11 protein-coding genes are annotated in these 14816 nt (G+C 61.9%); 9 read left to right on the top strand and 2 right to left on the bottom strand.

Annotated features, from left to right (window positions below; genetic code table 11):
- On the top strand, positions 1-742 hold a 742-nt coding region (locus tag AC1DWT_RS43735), incomplete at its 5' end, for a carotenoid oxygenase family protein (RefSeq protein ID WP_477925568.1).
- Between the two features lie 195 nt (positions 743-937).
- Here AC1DWT_RS43735 and AC1DWT_RS43730 read toward each other — a convergent pair.
- Positions 938-1507 (bottom strand): TetR/AcrR family transcriptional regulator, encoded by a 570-nt coding sequence (locus AC1DWT_RS43730; protein ID WP_206032248.1) that lies wholly within the window; start codon positions 1505-1507, stop codon positions 938-940.
- Positions 1508-1811: 304 nt separating this feature from the next.
- Between AC1DWT_RS43730 and AC1DWT_RS43725 the strand changes: the two genes are divergently transcribed.
- From AC1DWT_RS43725 to AC1DWT_RS43705, 5 genes are all read left to right on the top strand, one after another.
- A complete protein-coding gene (locus AC1DWT_RS43725; RefSeq protein WP_240960532.1) occupies positions 1812-2561 on the top strand; it encodes an SDR family NAD(P)-dependent oxidoreductase in 750 nt (249 codons plus the stop codon).
- Positions 2562-2923: 362 nt separating this feature from the next.
- Positions 2924-3790: an enoyl-CoA hydratase/isomerase family protein gene (locus tag AC1DWT_RS43720; protein WP_141471507.1), complete on the top strand. Its 867-nt coding sequence runs from the start codon at positions 2924-2926 to the stop codon at positions 3788-3790.
- Positions 3791-3833: 43 nt separating this feature from the next.
- A complete protein-coding gene (locus AC1DWT_RS43715; RefSeq protein ID WP_181450141.1) occupies positions 3834-4058 on the top strand; it encodes a hypothetical protein in 225 nt (74 codons plus the stop codon).
- 121 nt (positions 4059-4179) lie between these two features.
- Positions 4180-4824: a hotdog domain-containing protein gene (locus tag AC1DWT_RS43710; RefSeq protein ID WP_164065580.1), complete on the top strand. Its 645-nt coding sequence runs from the start codon at positions 4180-4182 to the stop codon at positions 4822-4824.
- Positions 4825-5187: 363 nt separating this feature from the next.
- Positions 5188-5694: a hypothetical protein gene (locus tag AC1DWT_RS43705; RefSeq protein WP_477925564.1), complete on the top strand. Its 507-nt coding sequence runs from the start codon at positions 5188-5190 to the stop codon at positions 5692-5694.
- 1546 nt (positions 5695-7240) lie between these two features.
- On the opposite strand, the gene AC1DWT_RS43700 is transcribed toward AC1DWT_RS43705, so the two are convergent.
- Positions 7241-9886: a PEP/pyruvate-binding domain-containing protein gene (locus AC1DWT_RS43700; protein ID WP_164065582.1), complete on the bottom strand. Its 2646-nt coding sequence runs from the start codon at positions 9884-9886 to the stop codon at positions 7241-7243.
- A gap of 841 nt (positions 9887-10727) precedes the next feature.
- On the opposite strand from AC1DWT_RS43700, the gene AC1DWT_RS43695 reads away from it, so the two are divergent.
- The 3 genes from AC1DWT_RS43695 to AC1DWT_RS43685 form a co-directional block, all read left to right on the top strand.
- Positions 10728-12416: an FAD-dependent oxidoreductase gene (locus AC1DWT_RS43695; RefSeq protein ID WP_477925562.1), complete on the top strand. Its 1689-nt coding sequence runs from the start codon at positions 10728-10730 to the stop codon at positions 12414-12416.
- An 87-nt stretch (positions 12417-12503) separates the two neighbouring features.
- Positions 12504-13727 carry a cytochrome P450 gene (locus tag AC1DWT_RS43690; protein ID WP_241962037.1) on the top strand — a complete coding sequence of 408 codons (1224 nt, stop codon included), beginning with the start codon at positions 12504-12506 and terminating at the stop codon, positions 13725-13727.
- Positions 13724-14816: class I adenylate-forming enzyme family protein (locus AC1DWT_RS43685; protein WP_477925559.1), on the top strand; the 1093-nt coding region annotated here is incomplete at its 3' end. The genes AC1DWT_RS43690 and AC1DWT_RS43685, both read left to right, overlap by 4 nt.

Raw genomic sequence — 14816 nt, 5'->3', positions numbered from 1 at the left:
GTACGGATGGGAAGTCGCCAAGCCGATCATGCTGGCGCTGATCAACCGCTTCGACATCAACTCGGAGATCATCTGGATCACTGCCGACTTGCCGCCGCAGTACATGATGCACATGCTGTCGGCTAACGAGATCGGTGACACGATCCAGCTCGACGCACCGTTGTTCGGGCGTCCGCCGTTCCAAACCGACGAGATGTCAGCACCAGGTGACCCTTTCATTCCGTTCTTCCAGGTTGCGCCGAGTGTGCTTGGCAGATGGACGATCAACCTCAAGACACGAACAGTCACGAGTGAGGTGCTCGACGATGTCATGTGCGAGCTCCCGAAGATCGATGAACGGCACTTCGGCCGACCCTACGACTGGGGTGTTCTCGTGGGAGGCTCGCCCAGCGATAGCAGGCCAGGCGCGATGCGGATGGACACGCTAATTCGACGCAACATGCGCAGTGGGTCGGACAAGCGAGTGAAGTTGACCGCAAATCGCCACGAGTCCCCGTTCGAGCCGGCGTTTGTCCCTCGGACTGTAGACGCCCCCGAAGGCGATGGTTACCTCATCGTTCCTGTGTCCAAGTTCAAGGAGCACCTCGGCGAGTTCCAGATCTTTGATACGGATGACATCAGCACTGGGCCGATCTGTCGCATCGAGCTCCCGTTCCACATGGGATGGACTCCTCACGGGCACTGGATGGACTTTCGCAGTGTTCCGTCACCGCACATGCTCTCCGTCGAGCTGGAGAGCTGAACTCCCAGCTTCGCTGGCGACGAGGCGGACGGCCACATCGAAGACCTGCGAGCCGACGCCCGAGGGAGCGGAGGGCGCGGCCACCCCGCGCCCTGCTAACGGAACACGTGGTGGTCGGTGGAGGCGGGTAGCTGGAAACCGGGGATCTCGTGGGCCGTCATCGGCCCGTGAGATCCCCGGCTTGTCATCGGGGGCTCAGTCGACCTCGTTATCGACCTCTTTGAGGAATCCTCCGTTGAGCATGCGCTTGGCGTTCTGGACCAAGGTGTCGACAGACTCTCCGCGTGGCTGCCACCATTCGGTGGACCAATTGAGCGAACCGAGGATGAGCATGCGTGCGAGCCGCTCGTCGACGCCCGGCCGAAGTTGCCCGGCCGTTCGCACGTCCCGGAACAGCTTCCTCCACAGCACCGCGTATTTCTGCTGCTCGGCGAGTTGCCGATCGCGCAGCTCGATGGGCATCTGGGCGGCATTGCGAATCGCGGCCATTGTGTAGTCGGACTCGGTCAGAATGAAGCGTAGGTGCTGCTCCAGTGCGATGTTCAGGCGTTCCGCGGGTGACACGCTGCTCGCAGCTTTGAGGGCCTTGCGCACATGGTCGTGCAAGTGTGCCATTCCCTGCCAGATGACCTCTTCGATCAGGTCCTCGCGCGATTCGAAGTAGTAGTAAATTGCCGGTGCTTGACACTCGGCGCGGTCGGCGATATCGCTCAGGCGAGTTCCGGAGAAACCTTTGCGGCACAAAATGTGCGCCGTGGCATCCAAGATCCGGGCTCGGGTCTTGGCGGACTTGGTAGTCGCTAAGGGAGCGCTGCTGGCATTGTTCGTCGCTAGGCGTGGCACAAACCCGATTCTAACTGCCCTTCTACGGTCGTGCCTGCGACACCCTGATTTTGTTGACGATCCCGGTCACATGCACCTATTATTTAGTCTGAATTAGATACTTCCGGGAATGTTGGTCCTCGTTCAGCTGGCCCGTAGCGCGCCGTGAAGTCGTGATGACGCGCGATGTGTTTCGTGTGCCGAACGATCCTCGAGTTTGGAGTGAGAAGAGAAGATGGTGGAATCGATGAGCTGGACGGTTGTCGGCGGGGCGTCGGGTGGTTTGGGTCGGGCCATCGCTCGTAGCCTGGCGGAGGATGGCCATGACGTCGTCGTGGCGTATCGAGGCAATCGTGCGGGGGCCGACGAGACGGCGGAGCTCGTCCGTTCGAGTGGTCGAAAGGCCATGATTGAGCAGGTTGATCTTGCGATTCCCGACGAGGCTCGGGCCTTTGCGAGCCGAGTCGCGGATGCCGGCGCCGTGCGAGGTGTCGTCTACGCGGCGGGCCCGGTGATTCCGATGTCGTTCATCGCCAAGACTGAGCTCGAGACCTTCTCACGCGTGATCGACAACGACCTCAAGAGCTGCTTCAACTTGGTGCAGCCTTTCCTGCCGATGCTCCGTGCTTCGTCGGGTGCAGTAACCGCCATCGTCACACCGGTGATCGAGCGGTACAGCAAGATGGACCTGATGTCGTCGGCCCCCAAGGCGGGGGTTCAGGCATTGATCAGGGGCATCGCCGGCGAAGAGGGGCGATTCGGCGTTCGCGCGAATGCTGTCGGCGCCGGCGTCATCGAGGGGGAGGGCATGTTCGACAAGTTGGTGAAATCGGGGGTCTTCACGGAACAAGGCCTGGCCTTGGCGAAGTCGGAGACGACCCTTGGTCGGTTCGGGGACGTGACTGACGTGGCCGAGGCAGTCCGATTCCTCATGTCAGATCGTGCCGGCTGGATTACCGGCCAGACTCTCAACGTCGATGGAGGGTACGGAGTCTGATCGCGATTCGCGGCGTGAGCATCCTCTGGTGCGCGATGCGTTCGAGTGTCACCGGTAAATCCCCGGCCGCGTCACACGGGACTCGGGTGGCTCGCGGTCGGGGGTGCGAAGACCTGGCCCTCTTTTCGGGCAATACCGCGCCGGCCCAAAGTGAGCGGCCAAGGTCCTCCGACGGCGACCGTGCGGGCATCGCTGGTCCTGATCGGGCGCGTCGAAGATGTGGTTCAGATCATCGACCACGCGGTATTGATCGCGTGGGGGGTTCGAACGAATGCTTCTGTTCGCCCAAAGTTTAATGTACAGTAAAATGTCTCGGGAGCTTCCCCGGTCCGCCGGAGCCCCCGCGCGAGGAAAGGCTGCCTATGTCGGAGGAACTGCACGTGTCGGTGGATGAGCACGTCGCCGTGCTTACGGTCGATCGTCCGCTCGCCAATAACTCACTCGGAGGGTCTCTGCTGAGGGAACTCTTGGACGTCTCCGCCGAGCTCGAACGTGACGACAGCGTTCGCGTCATCGTCACGACCGCGAACGTCTCGGACGGCGCGACGGCGTGGAGCCCCGGCGTCGACTTTGCCCAGCTGGACGGCAAGCTCGGTCCCGGCGCGGACGCGGATGTCATGTTTTACGGCGGAGTGATGCAGGGTGATCACGCCTCGCTCGGGGTCTCGGCTCAAGCTCGACGTTTCGACCCGTTGGGGCCGGGACGATGGATTCTTCAGATGCTTAACAACTTTCAGAAGCCCACCATCGCGGCCATCAATGGAGCCGTGGCTGGCGGAGGCATCGGATGGGCTGGCCTGCACACTTACCGCATTGCGGGCGAGTCGGTGAAGTTCAAAGCTGCGTTCGGCACACTTGGATTCGGCCCCGACATGGGAGCCAGTTATTTCGTCACCAAGCTGATGGGACAATCGGCGGCGACGGACTTCTTGCTGCGGGACCAGCCGATGTCGGCGGAAGATGCGCACCGTGCAGGCTTCGTCAACCAGGTGGTCCCTGACGGCCAGGTGCTGGAGCACGCGCTGAAGGTTGCCAAGGATCTAGCGCAGCTGCCGCCACTCGGGTTGCGGGCGACGGTCCGTGCCTTGCGAGGTGCTGAGACGAATACCCTGGCCGAGCAGCTTGACCTGGAGTGGGACAACCAGCGCATTACCTTTGCCACCGAGGACGCTGCCGCGGCCTTCGAGGCATTCAAAACACGCACGAAGGGGACGTACGTCGGCCGTTGACCGGAGGTGATACCGGTCTTCATCCACGATTCGAAGGAACACCATGCAGGGCATTGAAGACATGGACGCCATCGTCGTACGATCGATCCGCGAGCGGCGCGCCGAGCCGTCCCGCGACGAAGTGCCGACGGCGCCGAGCATGCGCATCCCCAAGTTCGGCGCTGCTGCAGGCGCCGGCATACGGGATGCGGGATGCGGAACTCTCCGGTATTTGTTTGACCCGTCGAGGCCTCAACCGGGTAGATTCCAGGAGTCCTCGCGTGAATGAGGGATTCGTAAAGTCGCCATCTGAAAGGGTCGGCCGAGGGGCAGGGGACGGCGAGGACCTGGAGGGAATCGGCCCGGTACCAACGATCGCCTGGGGACCCTTGCTCGGTCAAGCGACAACTGTGGCAGAGCAGGACGTCCCGGGCGATCTCGTCGATAGACGACGCGCGGTCCGTGATCTCGGTCGGGCGCTCCGCGCCCTCGGGACCGCCTCGGTCATGTCGGAGGTGCCTACCAAGATCCTCTGCCAGGCGAGGCTTCTGGTCGCCGAGGCCACCTCGATCCTAGGCGCGACGAGCCGGCAGGCCGGTGTGCCCTCCTCGGTTGACGACCCGTACAACGGCGTACGAATGTTCTCACCAATGACCGGGGAGGGGAGTCCATTCGTTGCTCCGTTATCGTTCGAGACTGTCGACGGCGTGGCCAGCGCCACCTGTACGTTCGGTGAGGCATTCGAAGGCCCGCCGCACCACGTACATGGCGGGATCTCGGCGATGCTGATGGATCACGCGCTGGGGCATGTCGTGGCAGACTCAGGCAAACCGGGCCTGACCCGGAAGCTCGTCGTCCAATACTTGCGCCCCGTCCCCTCCGGGGTGGAGCTGCTCGTGCGCGGGCGAGTGGTCGCCAGCGGGGACGGCGATGTCTTCGCTCAGGCGTGGATAGCCGCCGCTGCTGAGCCGGGGACGCGACTGGTGACGGCGGACGGGCACTTCCGCCTGCTGCGCCCGGAGCAGGCGGCGAAGCTTATGAAGCAGTTCGCCTGACTGGAATCGACTGGCTTCTGCTTCTTGCGAGCAGAATGACCGGGACCTCCGCAGGATGCCCGCACAACTGGCCTTCGGCGTCGGAGCATTACCGGACATCCGGTGGCACGCCTCGCCGTGCCACCGGTCCTCGGGGCCACGAGACGATCTCGAAGATTGCAGACGTCGTCTCGCTCAGGGAAAGCCAGGCCTGGCTCTAGCGACTGCTCGAAGAGTCTGCGCCGAACCGGCCAATCCGGTGGCGGTCGGCACGGGTTGCCTCGATCGCCTCCGTGAGGCCGGTGCGCCCCTCACTGCGGGGATCCACACGTCTCCGGACGCCGGCGTCCTGCACGAAGGTCAACATAGCTACGAATGCACGGTGTGGCCGACATCGCGATCGGAAACCGGCTGAGTCGCCTCGTGCTGCGGGATGTGGCGCTTCCTGCGTCTGACCACCGACTGCGACCCGGGCGTACCTTCGCCGAGCAGATAGACGGTGTGATGTGCACGGCGCACCCCCAGATGCTGAAGGGAAGCCTCGAAAGAATTTGGCTGGCGGTTGCCGGCCGCTCCGGAACCCAGCGACAGAACTGTCGGGACACAGCACCCAGCTACGACTTGTCCGTGCGCTTCCAGACCCGGCATCGGGCGGTGAAGGTCCTCGGAGTCGACGACTTCGCCCTTCGACGACGGCACCGGTCCGGGATCGTCCTGATCGACATGGCCACCGCCCTCCCCGGCGACGTCCTCACCGACAGGAAGGTCGATTACCTTCGCCGACTGGCCGACCGCGTGCCCGGGCACGACCGTGGTGCCGTGTTGGCGCCGGCGCTTGCGTCGAAGGGGCGCGCACGGGGGCCCGACGCGATCGAGGTCGCCGAAAGCTGACAGCTGTGGCATAACCTGGCCGAAGCCGCGCGGAAAACATTGCCGCTCAAAGCGTTTGTCTCCGACTCAGGGCTGCAGACGATCCCGAACGGCACACCGAACTCACCGCCGCGGAGGACTTCCGGCGGACCGCCGAACAAGCGTTGACCGCGCGCCGCGAGCAATCCGTCCTCGTCGCCTCCACCCAGCGCCGCTATGAAAGCGGTTTCCGCGCTCGAGGCCCAGGGCAAGTGGATCAAACCGATCCAACGGGGCTCGGGCGCGCTGAGGAGAACCGTGCGTCGGCCGTTTGGCAGCGTCGCCAACTGCTGGCCGCCCCGCAGGCCGGTCGGCACTCGGGTTGGACGAGTCCACCGTACATCTGCACGGGCGAAAATCCCGAACGTTCGGCGCGTCGCCTCGCGGATCCTGCACCGACCTGAGGGCATCACCGACGACGAGCAGCAAGTCCTCGCCAACTGCCAGCACCTTGAGACCACCGCCGCGTTCGTACCTCGTTCGCCCGAGATGCTGACCAGCACACGGCGACCGTGTCAACCTTGGAAGGCGGCCGTCTCCTCGAACGATCTGCCGAACCTGCATCGATTCGTCCGGGGGATCGGACGCAACCGAGCCGCGGTCCTCAACGGGCTGACCACCTGCCCGACAACTCCGGCGCTGTCGAGGGAAACGTAAATCGAATCAAAACGCGCGAGCGGCAGAGGGATGGACGCGCCGGATTCGACCTCCCATACATGCGAATACACCTCAGCCACTGACATACTCAGGAACCATCACGGAGAATGAGCCAGAGCCATTCGAACCTGACACACGCACGCGGCCGCAGTCGCGCCTTGGAGTTTCCCGGGAGCGGTTGCAGCGACCAAGCCGTGGCCACATTGCTGTGACCGTCCATGACATCGAGGTGAAACGCCACCCGTGACTGTCAGAGTCTGAGTTCATCGATGGCGCTCACGACCGCAGTCGTGGACGTTGCGCCATTGTCGGCTGCAGCGCCGGACTCGGTCCCTCATCCTAGCCTTCGGCAACCCGGCTTGTTGTGTCAAAAAATCAGAGCAGCAATGACTTACGCAAAATTCTCGACTGTCACGGCTGCCTCCCGATCGTGCGTGTACATCAATGCCGCCGGCCGACCGTGTGTAACTCGGGGAGCTCTCACCACCCTCGCCCGACGCAGCTAGTTTCACGTCCGGTCGGCGGCCGCGTTGACCTCCTACACCGGTCCCGGAGAGGGGCTTCATCGGCGTCCTCCGCTCCCGGCTCTCCCGGCCCGGCAATCGGCAACTTGTACCGAGCCCTGCACACCACGGTCATCACCTCGTACTGTCGGACACGGTCGGTCGTGGTTACACGTGCTACCGCGCTGTGGGCACGAGTCGCCAGGACACGTTGCGCTGCTTGAAGACGGTTCCACCCTCTGCGGTGGCGGGCCGGGAGGACCCTCGGGGACGACTCCGAATCTATTATCCTGCCCGGCCCGCGGACACCCCACGCGTCGGTACGTCGGACCAGTCACGTCTTCCTCGTTTGAGGAAGACTGTGCGCATCACGCGTCCTCGAGCTCCACAGGCGAGGCAGCGCGTTCGAGAACTTCGACGGTTCCAGAATTGCCGTTAACGCGAATACGGTCGCCCGTCTTGATGGTGCGGCTTCCGCTCCGGGTGTTCACGACGCACGGCACCCGAAGCTCGCGGGCCACGACCGCTGCATGGCTAAGTGCTCCGCCGATGTCCACGACAAGGGCGGACGAGATGAACATCACCGAGGACCAACTCGGGTCGGTCGTCGGAGTCACTAGAACCTCGCCAGGTTGAACCGCGGCGAAATCAGGCTCGTAAAGGACACGCGCGATTCCCTCGACGACTCCTGCGCTAACACCGATGCCTTCAAGAGTCATCGCTCCCTCGGCGGTCAGACCGTCATCGGCGCCGACCGGCGTCGCCTCCGGCATGCCCTTCCACTCGCTCGGGATCGACAGCGCTGCGTAAGCATCCCGTCGCTCGCGCCGTTTCCGCACAAGCGACTTAACGTCGCTAGGTGTGTTTTCGACTTCTGCCGCGGTCAAGTAAAAGATGTCGTCGGTGTGCTCCAGAGTGCCCGCTTCAACGAGCAGTGCGCCAAGGCGCCGCGCGGATGCCCGGGTTCCATCGAGACCTTGCACCAACGACCGCTTTGCCGCACCGCGCAGCGGAATCCGTGTCGCTGCGAGTTTCAGCAGGAACCGAACGGCTGGTCTTTGCCATCTCGGCGTCGCAGCAAGCAGCTGTCGCGCCGCCATACCGGCCGCGATGTGGTGATCCGCCTCGCGAAGGCGAGGATCCTCATCGTCGTCTTGGAGGGCATAGGTCTCGATCAGTGTGCGCAGCGGCTCGGGATTCTCACGCCACACAACACTCGATATTTCGCCCTCCGACGGACCGTGCATTCCATGCCGCGCGACGACCTCGTCAAAGCGGAGCTCGTTGCGTGACGCCTTCCAGACGTCGGTGACGAGTCCCGAGACCTCAGCCCCACCGGAGCCGCTCAATGCCGAGATATCCACTCCAGCACGCTTGGTCAGTCGTTCAAGAATGTCGTACACCGGAACGATGCCTGCAAGGGAGCCGACGACCTGGGTCTCCAGGGCTCGGTCGAAGTGCCGTGTGGCGACGCGGAAGTTTTCGGTCGCCTCGGCTACCGTCAACGCTTTGGACACGCGCTGAAGATGCGGTGCGTACCAGGCGTCGACCGCTTTGACGGTCTCCCGGATCTCCTTGGTAACGGTCATGAATGTCCAGGGGAATCTGCCGGCGATAATGGGCCATCGACGACGTGTGGGATTCGCCTGCCAACCGTCGGGAACACGACCAAGGATGGATATGACGATGTCCTCGCTTGAAGTTCCAGGCATACGGTCGCCCATTGTGCCCATGTATTCGACCTGGATGGTGGGGCGGCCATAGAACACACGGAAGTAGTGGCGGTCGGCGTCATCAGTGAATTCCGACTCTGCCCGAGACAGAACACCGATTCGGAATGCGGCCTTCAATGCGGCCTTCTCGAGCGTCCGGTGCCACAGCGTCCAGTTCAGGGGAGTTAGAACCCCGGGCATCGCCTCGCCGAGGTTAGACGTGGTCCAATGAAGGTTCGGAGTGCTCGACGAGTGCAGCGGATCCCATCGTTGGGGTGTGGTGAGGTCCGAGTCGTTACCGGATTGGGACTGCTTAACCGGGGGGACGGGTTGCGATGCCCAGACGGTTTCCGGCCTCGCCTGCAGGAGCTGCACCTGTGAGGACGGTCCGGACCCGGCAATTGCCCACTCGACGTCCATCGGGGCGCCGAAGGCCGTCTCGATCTCTCGTCCGAGTTCGGCGATCCTGCACACTTCCTCGTTGCTGAGGGACCAGTCCGCACGCTCGCCGGGCGAGACTTCTACCTTGCGAACCTGCTGACTCGCCTCATCGAAGCGGTACGCAATCTGCTTATCCCCGATGACGCGCTTGCGCAACCCAAGAGTTTTCTTGTCGACCCAGAAGGAGTCCGGCGTGACCTCCCCGGCTACGACGGCTTCGCCGAGCCCGTAGTTCGATTCGATGTACAGCGCGTCGCGGTCACCGTTGGCCGGATCGAGGGTCATCATGACTCCTGCCGCACGAGCTTGTACCATCTCCTGAACGACCACCGCCATGGCTACATCCTCAGGCGGAACTCCCAAGCGGGCCCGATAGGCGATGACACGCGGGCTGAAGAGGCTTGCCCAGCACCGTACGATATGGGTAATAACCTGGTCTGCCCCCTGCACCCAGAGATAGGTGTCCTGCTGTCCAGCGAAAGAGGCGTCTGCACGATCCTCGGCGATCGCGCTGGACCGCACGGCGACGGGAGTCGGGGACAAGCCCAGCCCGCGGTATGCATCTTCGATAGTCGTGCGAAGCTCATCACTGATGAGCGCTTCCGTGAAGAGCGCGGAAATCACCTCAGACACGGCTGTGAGATCGCCCTCGGGGTCGGCTCCGCGAAGAGCGCTCTCGATGTGCTCGTTGATGCCCGCAGCCTTCACCGCCGCCCGGTACGCGTCGGTTGTAACGACGAAACCCGGAGGTACGGTCATGCCCGACCGCATAAGCGCTCCGAGTCCCAGCGCCTTGCCCCCGACCTCCGATGCGACATCCTCTCCGCACTTCTCGAGCGGCATCACTGCGATGACGTCCATGAACCTCTGCCTTCTGTCTGAGTTAACGATTGAAAATGTCGTCGCGCGGTGACGTAAATTCACCTTCGCCGCAGTCGGGTGTCGGGCGCTACCGGAACGGCATGTCACCGCGGTGTCTTGGTGCGCTAATCACCCTGGGGTCCGCCAACTCCTCGCGATGCGGAAGGTCGGATCTGCTCATACTGCTCAGCGAAAGCATAACCCAGAGGATGCGGCCAATCCAGGGTTTTTTCTATCTGACTTTAAATTGTTGTGGATCGGCCAGACGAATGGTCGTACGGTAGGTGCGAACGATTTTCGCTTACGAGCGATCCCGATGCGCTTCAATATATTTCGCCGTCTCAGGTTCGGTCATGCTTGTTGCAGTTGCGCTACCCGCGGGAGCTTCTATGAAGTTGGGTGCCGCGGACAATGAGGTGCCGGGGCACCTCCGGGCCCACGAACGCAGACCGGCCGGCCAGGCCGGTCCAGTCGGGCCGGCCTGGGAGAAAATCGTCGACCGTCGAGTCTCGTGCCGGCTTAGGTATGTGTCAGTTGGAGTGCAAGCGCTCCAGAAGGGCCGCCTCGGTGCGTCCGGAACCAGCGGACGGCCGTCAGTTCGGCTGCGACTACGTGGACGTCCACCTGGAGGGCCTTCTTGCCTCGTTCACCAGCACTGGGCCGGCCCCCGCTGTGCGGGAAAGCCCGGATATTGCCTGGTGGGGTTTGCGGAGGCCTCAGCATTGACACTCGAAAGTGAGGTAGCTAACATAACGGTATTACAGACAACGTAGTTTGTCTCGTCGTTCCACCTGGAGCCGCGTACGCGCTGTCCCAGGAGGATGCAAGAAGGAGTAATGGTTTGGCGCACGTTGTCACCCAACCCTGCTGCAATGACGCAGCATGTGTGTCGGTCTGTCCCGTCAACTGCATCCATCCGGCGCCGCATGAGCCGGGTTATGGCACTGCGGAGATGCTGTATATCGATCCGGTCTCCTGTATCGATTGCGGCGCATGTGTCGAGGTATGCCCTGTGAGCGCGATCGTGGCCGATATCGATCTGACGGATGAGACGGCTCCGTACGAGGAGATCAACGCTGCGTTCTATTCGAACAGGACTTCCGAGGACGCGAATGTTGTTCGGGCACAGACAAAGAAAGTAGATTCGGACGAAAAGCTCCGCCCACTGAAGGTGGCTATCGTAGGTTCCGGCCCGGCGGCATGCTATACCGCAGAAGAGCTTCTCTTGCGCCGCGATCTCGCGGTCGAGGTGAACATGTTTGAACAGTTGCCCACTCCGTGGGGCCTGGTCCGTTACGGCGTCGCTCCCGATCATCAAGGGACGAAGGCGGTCGCCGGGCTGTTTCAGCGCACCGCAGGTCGCAGGGGTATGGAGATGTTTCTCAATGTCACTGTTGGAAAGCATGTTACGCATGAGGAATTGCTGGAGTCGCATGATGCGGTGGTCTATGCGATCGGTGCTTCCGGGAGCCGACGGCTTGATATTCCCGGCGAGGAGCTACCTGGTAGCCACAGTGCAACCGAGTTCGTCGCGTGGTACAACGGACATCCCGATTTCGCCGACAGTGTGTTTGACCTGTCCGCCGACCGCGCTGTTGTGATCGGGAACGGCAATGTCGCTCTGGACGTCGCCCGTCTCCTTGTCAGCGAACCCCAAGCTCTCGCTAAGACGGATATGGCTACCCATGCCGTAGATAGGCTCGCTGGGAGCAATATCAAGGAAGTAGTCGTGATGGGACGGCGAGGACCGGCGCAGGCGGCATACACGACTCCGGAACTTCTAGCATTGAGTCAATCGTCGAGCTTTGATGTTCACGTAGACATGGACGAGTCCGAGCTGGATGCATGCTCGCGCGCCGCTACCGAGGGGAATGACCCCATCGCGACGGTCAAGTTGGGGATTCTGAGGAAGCTCGCGTCCTCCGCTCCCAGTCCCGGCAAGAAGCGAATCGTCCTGCGCTATCTCGCGTCCCCCTTGGAGGTATTGGGAGATGACCACGTAGAGGGATTGAGAATCGCACACAACGAATTGGTGTCCACACAGGATGGACGTTCGCAGGTGCGGCCTACGGGGGTCGAGGAGGACATCGAGTGCGGGCTCGTTCTGCGCTCGATTGGGTACCGAGGAGTTCCAACAGGACCGCTTCCCATTGAACCGGTCAGTGGCACGATTGCAAACCATGGCGGCCGTGTCACCTCGGAAAGCGGAGCCTGTCTGACAGGAGTCTACGTCGCGGGATGGATAAAGCGCGGCCCAACGGGCGTGATCGGCACCAATAAGAAGTGCGCAAAGGACACCGTCGAGAAGATCATCGAGGATCACCGCGCGGGGCGCCTCAAGGCACCTGTTCGTGCGCAGGAAAACTTGCGACAACTGATATCTGAGCGACAACCGGACTACCTGAACTTCGCCGGCGCGAAATCCATTGACGCGCACGAGCGAAGTCTGGGGAGGGAACGAGGAGCTCCGCGAATCAAGCTCATCGATTTGAATGAGATGCTGCGCGTTGCGGAAAGGCCAAATGTGTGAATCAACGTGATGCACAGAAGCCCGGTGTTCGTGACGGATTCAGCAGAGTCTGTCAGTTCCCGGAAAAACTATAAGGAGGGCGAAGTAGTGAAGAGTGTGAACGAAATCGTCGAATCGATCGACTTGTACGATCCGGAACAGCGTCCGCATATGTTGGACGCGCTGCGTGCGGCTCGTGAAGGTGGGTGCCCCTTCCCGCGCGCCGCGGGCGACGGCGAATACTACGTCGCAACGCGATATGAAGACGTCAAGGCGATTGCTGAGCGACCCGACAAGTTCAGCAGTTGCGAACCTGCACTCAGGGGTCTCCCTGTCAGTTTGGCACCACTGGATTTGGACCCACCGATCCACCGCGACTTTCGGAAATTCCTCAACAAGTATTTCTCCCGCAACTACCTTCTGAAGTACGAGGGCCAGATCCGTCAGGTCGGCCAAGACCTCGTCGCTAAAGTTGCGCGCAAGCTCGAGGAGCACGGCGAGTTCGAGTTCGTGCACGACTTCGCTATCCCGTTCACCGCCGGAGCGCTTGGTCGCGTGGTCTTTGCAACCGAGGACGCGGACCTCACCAAGCGCGCGGTCAGCGCCGTTGAGCGTGCCGCGACCGAAGGCACACCCGAAGCGTTCTTTGAAATCGCTCTGATCGCAGGTGAGCTTCTTGAAGAGGTCGAGAAGAATCCCGAATCGCGCGATGACGTACTCGGTGCGCTGGTCACTGCGACGGTGGAAGATGGTCGCTTGTTGACAGACGACGAACGCCTGGGCGTGGTAACAGCCCTGTTGGCCGGCGGACTCGACACCACTCGTAGCGCAATGTCGAATATCGCCTACCACCTCGCAACAAACCCTGAGGTCGAAGGCCGATTGCGTAACCCTGACTGGTGGAAGGTCGATCTCGACGAATTCCTGCGATTCGAACCCACGGTCTCCTTCATGGCTCGCACCGTCACCGAGGACACCACGATCGGGGATTGCGAGTTCAAAAAGGGCGACCGCGTTGCGGTGAACTACATGTCGGCCAATCGCGACGTCGAACATTTCGACAATCCAGATGAATTGGACTTCGAGCGTATGGGCACTCCGCATGTGGCGTTCGGTGTGGGGGTTCATCGTTGCCTGGGCTCACATTTTGCGAGGATTCAGCTGGCGATCGCCTACGAGGAGCTGCTGAGCAAATTTGAAAACTTCCGGCTGACGATTCCGAAAGAAGAAACGCCACGTCAGGTTGGTATCAGTTACAACTCGGTCGAAAGCGTGCCGATTACCTGCTCTACGCGAAATGTTGTGAACGACGGTATCCAGGAGACAGTGTGACGATTCAGGCCAGTTCAACGGCTACCGCACCAGTGCAGTGCGGCGACGATCTACCGTTTGACGTGGACCGAGGTTCTGTTGTCGGTCCTGTCGAGCAACTCCGTGGGTGGGCGGCCGCCGATCCATCGGCGCCCTTCGTCAAATTCGGTGGGGAATGGATCACGGTCGGCGAACTCGACGGGAAGACCGACCGAGTTGCTGCGGGTTTGCTGAAACTCGGGCTTGTTAAGGGGGACCGGCTCGCCATCATGCTCCCCACAGCGGTCGAGTACGTCGAGCTCATTTTCGCGTGCGCCAAGCTCGGTATCGTCTTCGTGCCGATCAACGTCTTCCTGAAGGGCGAGTTCCTGAGGCACCAGTTGTCGACGAGCGGCGCGAGGGCGGTTGTCGGCGATGCAGCAGCAATGTCTCTACTGGGTGGCCAAGACTTTGCGACGACCTCGGTGCAATTCCTGGTAGGAGTAGACGGGAATGCCCCGGACCTTGATTCTCCGCCCATGTATGTCTCATACGCGTCGCTCGCCGAGCACGGTTCCGAACTTCCGGAAGTCAGTGTTCGACCTGACGACTTGATGAGTCTGATGTTCACCTCCGGGACGACCGGACTGTCGAAGGCCTGCAAGCTCTCGCACGCCTACTACTTCCAGGTCGCACGCATGTACATTGCCGCGAAATGGGTGGCAGCGGGGGACAAGATCGTCACGGCCCTGCCGCTCTATCACGCCGGCGGTCAGATCGCGGTCCTGATGTCGGCGCTATTTTCTCGGTCGTCGGTCAGCTTTCTCGCCCAATTCCAMGCCAGCACCTTCATGCGTCAGGTCCACGAGGAAGGGGCGACCACATCGTGGGGTGTCGCGGCGATGGCGGCAGCCGTTCTGGCCCAACCCGAATCGTCGGACCCTCCCATGCGCGGCCAATTACGTCTGGCGGTATGGATTCCGCTGGACATCCCGCGCCAAGAAGAATTCGAGAGACGCTTCGGTACACGTGTCGTGTCTGACGGGTAYGGACAAACCGAAGCCACCGCGATCTGCCTGAACCCGGTGAGTGAGGAACGGCTCCCAGGAACCGTGGGTCGTGCAGCCAGCC

It is taken from the genome of Rhodococcus sp. P4_B6, from assembly GCF_056402215.1.
Note: the sequence above shows the minus strand (reverse complement) of the source record. Positions and strands in the feature narration are given on the sequence as shown.